This window comes from Allobosea sp. MMO-172 (genome assembly GCF_037147855.1).
Lineage (GTDB): Bacteria > Pseudomonadota > Alphaproteobacteria > Rhizobiales > Beijerinckiaceae > Allobosea.
This window is the reverse complement of record NZ_JBBCUM010000007.1, coordinates 144438-158282: the sequence shown is the minus strand read 5'-3', so window position 1 is coordinate 158282 and position 13845 is coordinate 144438. Positions and strand designations below refer to the sequence as shown.

General features: G+C 68.2%; 13 protein-coding genes. 11 read left to right on the top strand and 2 right to left on the bottom strand.

Annotated elements, in window-relative coordinates:
- Positions 1-12 precede the first annotated feature (12 nt).
- Genes WFK61_RS12725 through WFK61_RS12710 form a run of 4 tightly spaced genes read left to right on the top strand, consistent with a single transcriptional unit; the run spans position 13 to position 3938 of the window.
- Entirely contained in the window at positions 13-1074 is a 1062-nt protein-coding gene (locus tag WFK61_RS12725; RefSeq protein WP_336812144.1) for an ABC transporter substrate-binding protein, read from the top strand.
- Positions 1071-2210: an ABC transporter ATP-binding protein gene (locus WFK61_RS12720; RefSeq protein WP_336812142.1), complete on the top strand. Its 1140-nt coding sequence runs from the start codon at positions 1071-1073 to the stop codon at positions 2208-2210. The genes WFK61_RS12725 and WFK61_RS12720 overlap by 4 nt, the downstream gene beginning before the upstream one ends.
- Positions 2207-3121 (top strand): ABC transporter permease, encoded by a 915-nt coding sequence (locus WFK61_RS12715; RefSeq protein ID WP_336812140.1) that lies wholly within the window; start codon positions 2207-2209, stop codon positions 3119-3121. The genes WFK61_RS12720 and WFK61_RS12715 overlap by 4 nt, the downstream gene beginning before the upstream one ends.
- A gap of 1 nt (position 3122) precedes the next feature.
- Positions 3123-3938, top strand: coding sequence for an ABC transporter permease (locus tag WFK61_RS12710; protein WP_336812138.1), 816 nt, complete (start codon positions 3123-3125; stop codon positions 3936-3938).
- 217 nt (positions 3939-4155) lie between these two features.
- Here the strand turns inward: WFK61_RS12710 and WFK61_RS12705 are convergent, their stop codons facing one another.
- Complete coding sequence (locus WFK61_RS12705; protein WP_336812136.1) at positions 4156-4767, bottom strand: TetR/AcrR family transcriptional regulator; 612 nt, start codon at positions 4765-4767, stop codon at positions 4156-4158.
- A 123-nt stretch (positions 4768-4890) separates the two neighbouring features.
- Here WFK61_RS12705 and WFK61_RS12700 point away from each other — a divergent pair, with 123 nt between their 5' ends.
- The 7 genes from WFK61_RS12700 (at position 4891) to WFK61_RS12670 (ending at position 13521) form a co-directional block, all read left to right on the top strand.
- Positions 4891-5586, top strand: a complete 696-nt coding sequence (locus tag WFK61_RS12700; RefSeq protein ID WP_336812135.1) for a PspA/IM30 family protein — start codon at positions 4891-4893, stop codon at positions 5584-5586.
- Between the two features lie 39 nt (positions 5587-5625).
- Complete coding sequence (locus WFK61_RS12695; RefSeq protein ID WP_336812133.1) at positions 5626-5904, top strand: YiaA/YiaB family inner membrane protein; 279 nt, start codon at positions 5626-5628, stop codon at positions 5902-5904.
- 108 nt (positions 5905-6012) lie between these two features.
- Complete coding sequence (locus tag WFK61_RS12690; RefSeq protein ID WP_336812358.1) at positions 6013-9420, top strand: acyl-[ACP]--phospholipid O-acyltransferase; 3408 nt, start codon at positions 6013-6015, stop codon at positions 9418-9420.
- Positions 9420-10382, top strand: coding sequence for a hypothetical protein (locus WFK61_RS12685; protein WP_336812131.1), 963 nt, complete (start codon positions 9420-9422; stop codon positions 10380-10382). The genes WFK61_RS12690 and WFK61_RS12685 overlap by 1 nt, the downstream gene beginning before the upstream one ends.
- Positions 10379-11260 (top strand): ThiF family adenylyltransferase, encoded by an 882-nt coding sequence (locus tag WFK61_RS12680; RefSeq protein ID WP_336812129.1) that lies wholly within the window; start codon positions 10379-10381, stop codon positions 11258-11260. Before WFK61_RS12685 ends, WFK61_RS12680 begins: the two co-directional genes overlap by 4 nt.
- Entirely contained in the window at positions 11257-12477 is a 1221-nt protein-coding gene (locus tag WFK61_RS12675) for a hypothetical protein (protein ID WP_336812127.1), read from the top strand. Before WFK61_RS12680 ends, WFK61_RS12675 begins: the two co-directional genes overlap by 4 nt.
- A gap of 54 nt (positions 12478-12531) precedes the next feature.
- Positions 12532-13521, top strand: a complete 990-nt coding sequence (locus WFK61_RS12670) for a nitroreductase family protein (protein ID WP_336812125.1) — start codon at positions 12532-12534, stop codon at positions 13519-13521.
- 9 nt (positions 13522-13530) lie between these two features.
- Here WFK61_RS12670 and WFK61_RS12665 read toward each other — a convergent pair whose 3' ends face one another.
- Positions 13531-13845 (bottom strand): hypothetical protein, encoded by a 315-nt coding sequence (locus tag WFK61_RS12665; RefSeq protein WP_336812123.1) that lies wholly within the window; start codon positions 13843-13845, stop codon positions 13531-13533.

Genomic DNA, 13845 nt, shown 5'->3' with positions numbered 1-13845 from the left:
GAGAACAGACACATGCCGCGCCAGCCGATCACGCCGACGAAAACGGCCCTTGCCCTCGTCATGGGCCTTGGCCTGTTGAGCGCTGCGCCCGCCGTGGCGCAGGAACTGACCGTCGTCTCCTTCGGCGGCTCCTATCAGGAGGGCCAGAGCAAGGCGCTCTTCCAGCCCGCCGCAAAGGCTTTGGGCATCAAGATCAAGGAGGAGACCTATACCAGCATCGCGGACCTGCGCCTCAAGGTGAAGGCCGGCGCGGTGACCTGGGACGTGGTCGCCAGCGGCTCCGGCAGCGCGGCACGAGCCGGCGCCGAGGGCATCCTCGAGAAGCTCGACTACAAGGTCATCGACACCTCGAGCTTCCTGCCCGGCACGGCGCAGGATTATTGCGTCGGCGGCGACGTGTTCTCGACCGTGCTGGCATGGAACACCAAGACCTATGGCCAGAACGGCCCGCAGAGCTGGGCCGATTTCTGGGACGTCAAGAAGTTCCCTGGCAAGCGCTCCTATCGCAAGGGTGTGGCCGGTGCGCTGGAGCCGGCGCTGATGGCCGATGGCGTTCCCGCTGACAAGGTCTACGAGGTTCTGTCCCAGCCCGGCGGCATCGAGCGCGCGATCAAGAAGATCCGCGAACTGAAGCCGCATATCGCGGTCTGGTGGAGCTCCGGCGCGCAGCATGCCCAGCTGATGAAGGACGGCGAAGTCGACATGATCACCGGCTGGAACGGCCGCTTCGACGTCGCCGCCAAGGACGGCGCCAAGGTCGCCTATACCTTCAACCAGGGCCTGCTCGACTATGATTGCTTCGCGATCGCCAAGGGCGCGCCGAACAAGGATCTGGCGATGAAGTTCCTCGCCGAGATCAGCAAGCCGCAATATCAGGCCGAGTTCACGAAATACATCACCTACGGCCCGACCAACAAGAAGGCCTACGAGGGCGGGGCGATCGACGTTGCCTTTGCCAAGACCTTGCCGTCCCACCCGGATAATGCCGGCAAGCAACTGCCGATCGACCTGGACTGGTATATCAAGTTCGAGGCCCAGGCTTCCTCCGCCTACCAGAACATGCTGACCGAATGAGACTGGCCGGCGATCACGAGCGGCCGCGCGATGCGGCCGCTTTTGCACCGAGTTCCGCGACGGCTCTGCCCATCACGGTTCGGCGGCTGAGCAAGGCCTATGGCGCGGTGCCCGTGCTGGACGAGATCGATCTCGATGTCCGGCCGGGCGAGTTCCTGACCCTGCTCGGCCCCTCCGGCTCGGGCAAGACGACGCTATTGATGGCGATCGCCGGCTTCCTGCGCCCCGACAAGGGCTCGATCCGCTTCGGCGAGCGCGAGGTCGTCCGCCTTGCGCCGCATAAGCGCGAGATCGGCATGGTCTTCCAGAACTACGCGCTGTTCCCGCATATGGATGTCGCCCGCAATGTCGGCTTTCCCCTGCGGTTGCGGCGCGTACCGGCGGCCGAGGCCGCCCGGCGCGTCGAGGCCGCCCTGGAGATGTTCCAGCTCGGCGGCTTCGGCGGGCGCCGCATCGACCAGCTCTCCGGCGGCCAGCGCCAGCGCGTCGCGCTTGCCCGCGCCATCGTCTTCGAGCCGCGCATCATCCTGATGGACGAGCCGCTCTCGGCGCTCGACAAGCAATTGCGCGAACGCATGCAGATCGAGTTGCGCCAGCTCCACGAGCGTCTGGGCACCACCACCGTCTATGTCACGCATGACCAGCGCGAGGCGCTGACCATGTCGGACCGCGTCGCCATCCTCGACCGCGGCCGCATCGCCAGGATCGATACGCCGCGCGCGATCTATGACGATCCCGGCAGCCGCTTCGTCGCCGAGTTCATCGGTGAATCCTCTTTCCTCGACGTCGCGGTGGCCGATGGCGTCGCCCGCGCGGCGGGCTCGACCATCCGCGCCGGGAACCTGCCGACCCGGCAGGGCTGCTGCACGATGGTGTTGCGGCCGGAGCGCCTGCATCTGCTCGGGCCGGGCGAAGGCGAGGGCATGAACTGCTTCGACGGCCGCGTCACCGGCGCGGTCTATCAGGGCGACACGCTGCTGCTTCAGGCTGTCCTGAGCGGCGGCAGTCCGGTCGCGCTGCGCCTGACGACGCGCGGCGGTGAGGGCCCGCCGCCCGCACCGGGGACGCCCGTCCGCATCGGCATCGCGGTCTCCGATACCGTGCTGCTGCCCGACGAAGCGCAGGGCGCGCCGTGACGACCGCAAGCGTCTTCGATGCCGCCGGCCCGGCCGGCGACGATCACGCCGCGGGCTTGCGGCGCGACCAGTGGCGCGAGCGCATGGGGCTCGCGAGTCTGGCGGCCCCGGCGCTCCTGCTCGTCACGGTCACCATGCTGGTCCCGGTCGGCTGGCTCTTCGGCCTGTCCTTCCTCGACGACAATGGCGCGCTGAGCCTCGAACATTACCGGCGCATGCTGGCCGAGCCGTCCTATGGCCGGACCTTCCGCACCACCTTCGAGATCAGCTTCGTCACCACGCTGATCTGCATTCTGCTCGGCTATCCCCTGGCCTATTTCCTGTCGCAATTGCCGCGCCGGGCCGCCAATCTCTGCATGATCGCGGTGCTCTTGCCGTTCTGGACCTCATTGCTGGTGCGCACCTATGCCTGGCTCGTGCTGCTCCAGCGCAGCGGCCTGATCAACACATGGGGCATGAAGCTCGGCCTGTGGAGCGAGCCCTTGCAGCTCGTGCACAACATGGGCGGCACGCTGATCGGCATGGTCCATATCATGCTGCCCTTCATGGTCCTGCCGCTCTACGGCACGATGCGCGCGATCGACCGCAACCTGCTGCGCGCCGCCGCCAGCCTGGGCTCCACGCCGGTCCACGGCTTCTGGACCGTGTTCTTCCCGCTCTCGCTGCCGGGGCTCGCGGCCGGCGCCTCTTTGGTCTTCGTGCTCTGCCTCGGCTTCTACGTGACGCCCGCCATGCTCGGTGGCGGCAAGGTGACGATGGTCTCGAACCGCATCGCCAACGATATCGAACTCTTCTTCAACTGGGGCGCGGCGAGCGCGCTCGGCGTCGTGCTGCTCGTGATCACGCTCGTCGTGCTGATGCTGGCGGCGCGATTGTCGCGCGGGGCCGGCCTGTTCGGGGCGGGGCACTGAGATGGGCTGGCTCGATCGTCCCGCCAGCGACACGCAGATCAGCCATGGCGCGCGGCTCTGGCTCTACGCCGTCGGCGTGCTGGTGCTGGCCTTCCTGGCCGTGCCGACGCTGATCGTCATCCCGATGTCCTTCTCCCAGTCGCAATATCTGGAGTTCCCGCCGCGGGAATGGTCGCTGCGCTGGTACGAGGCCTATTTCGCCTCGTCGAGCTGGATGGCGGCGACCGCGACCTCGTTCAAGGCAGGCTTCTGCACCGCGCTGCTGGCGACGCCGATGGGCACGTTCGCGGCCTATGGCCTGCACACCGCGCGCCTGCGCTTCGCCGGGCTTGCGATCCTCGCCCTGCTGACGCCGACGATCGTGCCGGTCATCCTCGTCGGTATCGCGCTGTTCTACGCCTATGTGCAGCTCAAGATGGTGAACTCGTTCCTCGGCATCGTTCTGGCGCACACGATGCTGGCGGTGCCGATCGTGATGATGATCGTCGGCTCGGCCCTGAAGAGCTTCGATCTCGATCAGGAGCGGGTGGCGCGCAGCCTCGGCGCGACGCGGACGCAGGCCTTCCTGCAGGTGACGGCGCCGCAGATCGGCTTCGCCCTCGTCACCTCGGCGGTGCTGTCCTTCCTGACCTCCTTCGACGAGGTCGTGGTCGCGCTCTTCGTCTCCGGCGGCGACAACGCGACGCTGACGCGGATGATGTTCCTGGCGCTGCGCGACCAGATCGATCCGACCATCGCCGCGATCTCGACGATCATGATCGTGATCACGTCGCTGCTGCTGGCGGTGTCCCAGCTCTTCGGGAGGAGCGAGCCGTGAGTGTTTGATTGAAACTTTGAGCCCTCATCCTGAGGAGCCGCGTTAGCGGCGTCTCAAAGGATGTTTCAGATGCCGTCGGAGCCTCCTGGAACATCCTTCGAGGCGCCATTTCCGACGAAATGGCGCCTCAGGATAAGGGCTCTGGGAATGTCCGGTCAGACTCTGCGATCTCGCCGACATCCTGAGGTTGCCGGGCCGTTGGCCGAAACCTCCAGCCTCAGTCCCTAATCGTGAGGCCCCGGCAGGCGAGCCGCACCAGCCCCTCGATCTGGCGGTCGAGCTCGCGCCGGGGCACGGCGATCAGCTTTTCTTCCAGCCCGATCGCGACGACGCCATGGACGGCCGAGAACAGCGTCCGGCCCAGCAGGTTCCGGTCCTCCTCTCTGCGATCCGGCACCAGCATGCCCAGCGGTCCAAGGATGTGACGGAACATCGTCATCTGCTCCGCGACGGCCCAGTCGGGCACGGTCGAGCCCTCGGCCATCCGATGCTCGAACAGCACGCGCCAGAGCTGGAGGTTGTCGCGGGCGAAGGTGCAATAGGCGAGGGCGACCGCGACCAGGGCCTCGGTGGCTTGCTCCCGAAACGAGACGGCCGGAGACGCTGCGCTCAGCGTCGCATCGAGCCGTGCGAGCGTGCGCGAGCCGACGCGCAGCACCAGCTCGTCCATATCCGCGACGAGATTGTAGATCGCGCCGAGCGAACATCCGATCTCCTGGGCAAGCTCGCGCGCCTTCAGGCCGGCAAGGCCCTTGCCGGCGATGGCCCGTTCGGCCGCCTCGATCAATTGCTCGCGCTGCCGGTCCCGTCGCGCTGCCGTGGTGGTCATGTCGTCGCTCTCGCCATGGTTCTTTCATATCGCATTGAACGATGTTCAAAATATACCTTGAACATCGTTCAAGAATGCGCTACGCCTTCTCTCGTGAACAATGTTCATAGCAGGGGAAAGCCAATGCTCAAGATGTTTCTCACCTTCGTTCGCGGCGGCGCCGCCATCGCCGAGGAACGCTTCGCCGACCGCAACGCGCTCCTGATCCTCGACCAGCAGATGCGCGATGCCGCCGGAGCCTTCGAGCGCGCCAAGAAGGCGTTGGCGGTCGCGATCGCGCAGGACCGTCAGGAAACCGAACGCCTGGCGGCCGGCAATGCCCGCATCGCTGATCTGGAAAGCCGCGTCGCGGCGGCTCTGGGCGCCGGCGACGAAGGCCTCGCCCGGGAGGGGGCCGAGGCCATCGCGGCGCTGGAAGCCGATCGTGATGCCGCCGCGAGCGCGCAGGCGCTCTTCGCGGCGGAAATCCTCCGCCTGCGCCGCCATGTCGCCCAGGCTCAGGCGCGGATCGCCGAACTCGATCGCGGCCGGCGCCTCGCTCGTGCCTCGGAAGCGGTGCGCCAGATGCAGCAGGGCCGGATCGAGCCCGGTCCGGGGCATGAAGCGACGCTGGCCGAGGCCGAGCAGACCCTGAAGCGGCTGCGCGAGCGCCAGGTCGAGGCGGAAGCCGCCGAGACGGCGCTGGATGAACTGGACGGTGCGGCCGCGGCCTCCGTCACCGAGAAGCTCGCGGCCAAGGGTTTCGGTCCGCGGCTGCGGAATACCGCCGAGGACGTGCTGGAGCGCCTGCGCAATCGCGCCGCGGCGCCGGCCAACTGATCCGATCGCATCCGCATTTCAAACAGGGAGATCGTCACCATGAACCAGAATGCACAGCCTCACAGCGGCGCCTGGGTGAGCTTCACCTATGCCTCGTTCTTTGCCGCCGCCGCGATGGTCGGCTCCGGCATCCTGTTCCTGCCGCTCGACTGGTGGGCCAAGGGCTATCTCGCCATGGGCTGCGTCATGCTCGTCCAGTCCTGCATCACCATGACCAAGACGGTGCGCGACATGCACGAGGCCTCCAAGCTCGTGAACCGCATCGAGGATGCCCGCACCGAGCGCCTGCTGATGGATGCCGGCAAGCCGGCGCTTTGAGGCACGGCCGGTAAGCCCCGCTTAACCGCAAGATCGCATCGCCCGCCGCCGGCAAGGATTGCTTGGCAAGGGCGATGCGAACCTCCCTCGAACCGTTGCGAGCGCATGATGTTCGACACCTTGATGCTGAAGAGGCGCTTCGCGCCGCTGTTCTGGGCGCAGTTCTTCTCCGCCTTCAACGACAATTTCCTCAAGAACGCGCTGGTCTTCATCATCCTCTACCGGCTCGCCGGTTCGCATGGCGAAGCGCTGGTGACGCTGGCGGGCGGGCTCTTCATCGCGCCCTTCTTCCTGCTCTCCGGCATCGGCGGGCAGATGGCCGACCGGTTCGACAAGGCGATGATGGCGCAGCGCCTGAAGCTCGCCGAGATCGGCGCGGCCGGCGTCGCGGCACTCGGTTTTACGCTCCATTCCGTGCCGATGCTCTTCGTCGCGCTCTTCCTGTTCGGCGTCATCGCCGCCCTGTTCGGGCCGATCAAGTACGGCATCCTGCCGGATCACCTGAAGCGTGAGGAATTGCCGGCCGGCAACGCGCTGATCGAGGGCGCGACCTTCATCGCCATCCTGCTCGGCACCATCGCCGGCGGCCTGACCGCGCGTGAGGGCGGGGACGCCGCCCAGCTCAGCCTGCTGATCATGGTCTTCGCGCTGGCCTGCTGGGGCGCGACCCTGTTCATCCCGAAGACCGGTCCGGCCGCGCCCGATCTCGTGATCGACCGCAATATCCTGCGCTCGACCCGCGACCTCCTGAAAGACCTCTGGGCTGATGCCCGGCTCTGGCGCACCGGCGTCATGGTCTCGCTGTTCTGGCTGATTGGCGCCGTGGTGATGGCGCTGCTGCCGGCGCTGGTGAAGAACGGCATGGGCGGCACGGAAATGGTCGTCTCGGCCTATCTCGCCACCTTCGCCATCGCCATCGCCATCGGTTCCGGCATCGGTTCCTTCCTGGCGAGCGGACGCATCGTGCTCCTGCCCGTGCCCGTCGCCGGGATCGTCATGGGCCTGTTCGCGCTCGATCTCGGCTGGGCGGTATCCGGCCTCGTCGCACATCAGCCGGCGCAGGATCTCGATGCCTTCTTCGGCAATACGTCGGCATGGCGCGTCGGCATCGACCTCGCCGGCCTCGCCATCGCCGGCGGCATCTTCATCGTGCCCTCCTTCGCCGCGACCCAGGCCTGGGCGCCGGTCGCGAAGCGGGCGCGCATCGTCGCGGCCGTCAATGTGCTCTCGGCGGCCTTCATGGTCGCCGGTGCCGCGGTCGTCGCCCTGCTGCAGGCGGCGGGCCTGACGCTGAGCCATCTCTTCCTGCTGATCGGCGCCCTGACCATCGCGGCTTCGATCTGGATCTTCCGGACGCTGCCGACCAATCCGCTCAGCGATTTCCTCTCGATCCTGTTCCGCGCCTTCTACCGGGTCGAGGTCACCGGCCGCGAGAACATCGCCAAGGCCGGCGACAACGCGATCATCGCGCTGAACCACGTCTCCTTCCTCGATGCGGCGCTGGCGCTCTCGATCCTCGACAAGGAACCGGTTTTCGCCATCGACCACGGCATCGCCCAGCGCTGGTGGGTAAAACCCTTCCTCAAGCTGACGCGGGCCATGCCGCTCGACCCCTCGCGCCCGCTGGCGACGCGCTCGCTGATCAATGCGGTCAAGAATGGCGAGAGCCTGGTGATCTTCCCGGAAGGGCGCCTCACGGTCACCGGCAGCCTGATGAAGGTCTATGATGGCGTCGGCATGATCGCCGAGAAATCCGGCGTGCCGATCGTCCCCGTCCGTATCGAGGGGCTGGAAGCGACGATCTTCTCGCGTCTGACCCGCGAGCAAGTTCGCCGCCGCTGGTTCCCGAAGGTGCGCGTCACCGTGCTCGATCCCGTCGCGTTGACCGTGCCCGACGAACTCAAGGGCAAGCCGCGCCGTCAGGCTGCGGGGGCCGCGCTCTACCAGATCATGTCGGACCTGATCTTCCGCACCACCGATATCGACCGCAGCGTCTTCGAGGCCGTGGCCGAAGCCGCCAAGCTCAACGGCAAGAGCCGGGTCGCGGTCGAGGACCCGATCACGGGCATGCTGACCTATAAGCGCCTGCTGATCGGCGCCGAGGTGCTCGGCCGCAAGCTGATGCCGCTGGCGGGCAAGGGCGAGGCCATCGGCGTGATGCTGCCCAACGCCAATGGCGCGGCCGTGACGCTGCTCGGCCTGATGTCGGCGGCGCGCGTGCCGGCGATGATCAACTTCACCGCTGGCGCCGGCAACATCGCCGCTGCCTGCCGGGCGGCACAGGTGAAGACCATCGTTACCTCGCGCGCCTTCGTCGAGAAGGGCCGGATGGGGCCATTGATCGAGGCGCTCTCGGCCGAGGTGAAGATCGTCTATCTCGAGGACGTGCGCGCCACCGTCTCGACCGGCGATAAGCTCAAGGCGCTCTGGCGCCATGGCACGCCGATCGAGGAAGCCAAGGGCGCGGACCGCGCCGCGATCCTGTTCACCTCGGGCTCGGAGGGCGCGCCCAAGGGCGTCGTGCTCAGCCATTCCAACATGCTGGCCAATGCGGCGCAGGCGGCGGCGCGCATCGATTTCGGCCGGCGCGACAAGGTTTTCAACGTGCTGCCGGTCTTCCACTCCTTCGGCCTGACGGCAGGGCTCGTCCTGCCGCTGGTCTCGGGCGTGCCGGTTTATCTCTATCCCTCGCCGCTGCATTACCGGATGGTGCCGGAGCTGGTTTACGGCTCGAATGCGACGATCCTGTTCGGCACCGACACCTTCCTCACCGGCTATGCCCGCGCCGCCCACCCTTACGACCTGCGCTCGCTGCGCTATATCGTGGCCGGCGCCGAGCCGGTGAAGGACACGACGCGGCGGACCTATGCGGAGAAGTTCGGCCTGCGCATCCTCGAAGGCTATGGCGTCACCGAGACCGCGCCGGTGCTGGCGCTGAACACGCCGATGTTCAACCGCTTCGGCACGGTCGGCCGGATCATGCCGGGCATGGAAGCCAGGCTCGAGCCGATGCCGGGCGTGGAAGAGGGTGGGCGACTGCATGTCCGTGGCCCCAACATCATGCTGGGCTATCTGAAGTCGGAGAATCCCGGCGTTCTCGAGCCGCCGCCCGAAGGCTGGCACGATACCGGCGACATCGTCGCGATCGACAGGGACGGCTTCGTCACCATCAAGGGCCGGGCCAAGCGCTTCGCCAAGATCGCGGGCGAGATGGTCTCGCTCGCCGCGGTCGAGGCGCTGGCCGCCGAATGCTGGCCGGGCGTGCTCTCCGGCGTCGCGAGCCTCCCCGATGCCCGCAAGGGCGAGCGGCTGGTGCTGGTGACCCAGCAGAAGGACGCGACGCGCGCCGCCTTCCAGTCCTTCGCCAAAAGCCGGGGCGCGGCGGACCTGATGATCCCGGCCGAGGTGATGGTGGTGCCGGCCGTGCCGGTGCTCGGCTCCGGCAAGCTCGACTTCGCCGGCATCGCCAGACTGGTGAAGGAGCGGGCCGCGTCACCCGCCCCGGTGGAGGCCTGATGCTCGGTTTCTGGCTGAAGGCGCTGACCCGGCCGACGCTCGACCTGACGCTGACGACGGCGCCGGGTCAGCAGACCCGCATCATCGAGCGGCCAGGCCTGGTTCTCGACGATGCGGAGCTCGCTGCGCTGGTCGAGCAGCTGCGCACCGTGGCGGGCCGGACGCTGGCGCAGGGCGCGCTGAGCTATGGCGTGTTCTCCGGCGAGCGCGAGCGCCTGAGCCAGAGCATCGTCACTCTGATCAGCGACACCGCGACCGGCCGCCCGATCGCCTTCAATGCTCTGGCCCAGATGCCGCTCACGCTCAATGGCGAGCCCGAGCAGGTCACGCATCTCGGCCTCGTCATGGTCGATCCCGAGGTGCGTGGCCGCGGCTTGTCATGGGTGCTCTATGGCCTGACGGTGCTCGTGCTGTTCGTGCGGGGCGGCTTGAGGCCGCGCTGGATATCGAATGTGACGCTGGTGCCGAGCGTGGTCGGCATGGTCTGCGAGACCTTCTCGGAGGTCTACCCTTCGCCCGATCCCGGTGGCCGCCAGAGTTTCGCGCATCTGACGCTGGCGCGGCAGATCATGCGCGATCACCGCCATGTCTTCGGCGTTGGTCCCGAGGCCGGCTTCGACGAGGCGAACGCGATCATCACCGATGCCTATACCGGTGGCTCCGACGACCTGAAGAAGAGCTTCGAACAGGCGGCGCATCATCGCGAGGAGCGCTACAACGCCTTCTGCCGCGACAAGCTCGATTACGCCCGCGGCGACGACGTGCTCCAGCTTGGCCGCATGGACCTCGCCGCCGCGCGCGGCTACCTGCTGGGCCAGGTGCCGCGCGCCTCGCTTCCGGGCTTGCTCGGAGCTTCGGCCTTCCTGCTCGTCCAGCGCCTGCTCTTGCCGCTTGTGCACTGGCTCGACGACACCCGCCGTTTCGGGACGCTGCGTTCGCGCCCATCAAGGTCGAAACCATGATGCCCGGCTTCAGCTACGATCTCTTCGCCACCCGCAATATCGGCTTCGTCTCGCAGGCCGAGCAGGCGCGGTTGCGGCAGGCGACGATCTTCGTCTGCGGCGTCGGCGGCATGGGCGGGGCGGCCTTCATGGCGCTGGTCCGGGCCGGCATCGGCCGCTTCGTCATCGCCGATATCGACGTCTTCGAAATCTCCAACCTGAACCGGCAGGTCTTCGCCAATGCCGGCACGATCGGCCGGCCGAAGGCGGAAGCGGCGGCCGAGGCCGCGCGCGCGATCAATCCGGAGATCGAGATCGAGGTGCTCGGCGCCGAATGGGTCGAGCGCCTGCCCGAGATCGCAGGGCGCTGCAAGGTGATCGTCAACGGCATGGACGATATCGCTGCGGGCTTGCATCTCTACCGCACGGCGAAGAGTGCGGGCGCGACCGTGATCGACGCCTATATGGCGCCATTGCCCTCGGTGATCGTGGTCCGCCCCGACGATCCGCGCCCGGAGGAGCGCCTGGGCTTCCCGACCATCGGCAAGGACTGGCGAGCGCTGTCGGATGACGACAGGCGCGCCGCCATGCTCTGTGAGGTCACGCATGTCATGCTGCACTCGCGCTCGCGCCACCATGTCGATCTTGCGATCGCAGCCGAGGTCGCTGCCGGCCGGCGCAGCCGCATGTCCTTCGCGCCGATGGTGATCACCACCGGCATGATGATGGCCTATGAGGCGATTGCGCTCACGCTGGGTCGGCGGACCGGCACCGATTGCCGTGGCTGGTTCTTCAACCCGTATCGGCCGGCGGTGGAGCGGCCCTGGCCGGCCCCGGTCGCGGCGCTGCTGAAGCCCTTCGTGGCGCGGGCGCTCGCCAAGATGGTGGCCGGGCCATGACCGGCGGCTTCGCCAATCCGGGCCTGGTGGCGGATTCGATCGTCGATCTCTGCGGCGCACTCGGACTTGCCGTCGCCATGGTGACCTTGCGCCGCCGCGATCCGCGCGGCGCGCTGACGAAGCGCTTCCTTGTCGCGATGGGGCTTGTCGCCGCGCTCTTCCTGCTGCGGGCGCTCGGCTGGTGGAGCGGCAGCGTGGTGCTGGGCCGGCTCGCGCTCGCCTGCGCCGCCCTGTTCCCGCTCGGCGCGCTGATCGTCACCGAAGGCATGCTGCGCCGGCATGCGCCGCGCCCGGGCAAGATCGCGGTGCTTGCCGGTTCGCTGCTGCTCGTCCTCGCCAGCCTCCTCGGCCTCGACGATCCCGGCCAGGTCTATGATCTGGCGCTGGCGGGCTTCCAGCTCCTGACCCTGGTCTTCTGCGGCATCCTGCTGTTCCGCCGCGATCAGGCCTCGCTGACAGCGTCCGAGAATGCCGGCGTTTGGCGGCTCGGGCTCTGCGCCTTCCTGATCCTTCCCTTCGCGCTCAGCGATTTCCGCGAATTGCTGCCGGGCATGCCGGTCAGGCTCGGCGGCGTCGGCGCCTTGCTGCTCGTCTCGATCCTGCTGGTGGCTGGCGGGGCCGCGCCGGCCCGGCGACAGCGTGTCGCCATGCTCGGCCTGCGCGTCGTCGCCGCGCTGATGCTCGGCTTTGCGGCAGCACTCGTCACGCCCGATGCCGGCTTCGCCCATGCCGCGAGGCTCTGCGCGGTGGCGCTGGCTGGCGTGTTGGCCATCGCGCTGGCGGTCGACGCGCTCTCCAGTTCCTTCGATGCCGAGGCGCCCGGCGTGCTCGACTCGCTCGCCCGGTCGAAGGCAGGCACGCGCGAGGCGCTGATCGCCCAGCTGTCTGTCCATCCGCTCTTCACCAGCGCCCGCCGGCTCGATGAGGCTGCGCTTGCCGATTACGACCCCGCCATCCTGCGGCCGGCCTTGCAGGGCATCGGCGTGCTCCATGGCTCGGGCCGCGGCTGGCCCTGGCCATCGACCGATCCTGCCGCCGAGCGGCTGAGCGCGCTCATGGCCTCCCAGGCCGCGAGCCATCTGCTTGTGCTCGGCGAGGCGCCGCTCGACCTGCTTCTGGTCACAGTGCCGGTGGTCTCGGCCGATCCCGCGACGGAAACGGCGCTGGCGCTGGTGCGCCGCCTGCTGGCCACGGCTCCCAGCGAGGCCCGCGCATGATCGAGGTGTCTGATTATGGCGGCACCCTTCGCCGGGGTTCTGAGAGGGCGAGCTATGCTCGATAGCGACCTGTTCCGGGCCCTGATCGGCGAGGCCAGCCTCGCGCCGAGCGTCCACAATATCCAGCCGACGCGCTGGCGCCTGCTCGCGGCCGATACGGTGCTGATGCTGGAGGACGGGCGGCGCCGTGTGCCGGTCGCGGACCCGGGCGGGCACGATGTCCGGCTCTCGCATGGCGCGGCGCTCGAAGGATTGTCGCTTGCCTGCGGTCGGCATGGTCTCAGGATCGCGCGCGTGGAGCTGGACGAGCGGCCGGCCGATGCCGCGGGACTGCGCGTGATCGCCCGGCTGACGCTGGCTTCGGGAGCGATGGTCGATCCGCTCGCTATGGCGGTGGCCGGGCGCAGCAGCTGGCGCGGCCGGTTCCAGCCTGTCGATGCGGCGCTGCAGGGTGCCCTCGGCAAGCTCGCGAGCGTTCCCGATCTCCATCTCGTCCCGCCCGGCCCTGCCGCGACCGAGATCGCCGCGCTGGGCGACCGCGCTGGCTTCCATTTCCTCTGCGAAGACGAGCACCGGCGCGAACTGCTCGCCTGGATGCGGCTGTCGCGCAGCGATCCGCGCTATGATCGCGATGGGCTCAATGCCGACGCGATGGGGTTCGGGCGCATCGAAGCGGTGGGTGCATCGCTCGTGCTGGGGCCGCTCTTCCCGTGGCTGAAGCGGCTCGGCCTTGCCGAACCACTCTCGCGGGAGCGCGGGAAGGCGGCACATGGCGCGATCGCATTGTTCCATCGGCCCGAGGGCGAGGACCCGCTGGAGACCGGCCGCGCATTCTACAGGGCTTGGCTCGCGATTGCGGCGCAGGGGCTCGGCGCCTGCCCGGTCTCGGTGCTCGCCGACTGGCCGGTCAGCAACGCGGCGCTCGTCCAGCGCCATCCGTTGCCGGCAGGGCGCAGGCTCGTCAATGTCTTCCGGCTCGGCCGGGTCGTGTCCGGCGCCGCTGCGGCGCGGGCGCGCTTGCCTCTTGCCGAGCTGATCGTCTGAAGCGCCGTCTCAATCGCGCTTGCGCCGCGAGCGAAAGCGGTCGAGCAGGCCGAGGCACCACAGGGCGAAGCGCGCCATCGGCCTTTGCAGCACGGGTATGTCGGCAGCCAGCAGCAAGAGGCCGAGCGGCAGCATCCAGGCGCCGAGCAAGGGCAGGAACGAGAAGATGCCTCCGGCGATCAGGCCGATCCCGGCGGGAATGCGGACCAGCCGGGACTCGGGATGGCGCAGCCAGCGCAGGCCGGCGGCCAGCCGGGGCGGCAATTCGCGCTCGATGCGCTTGAAGGCGCGGCGCAATTCCTGCCGGGAGGATAGAGGCTGCAT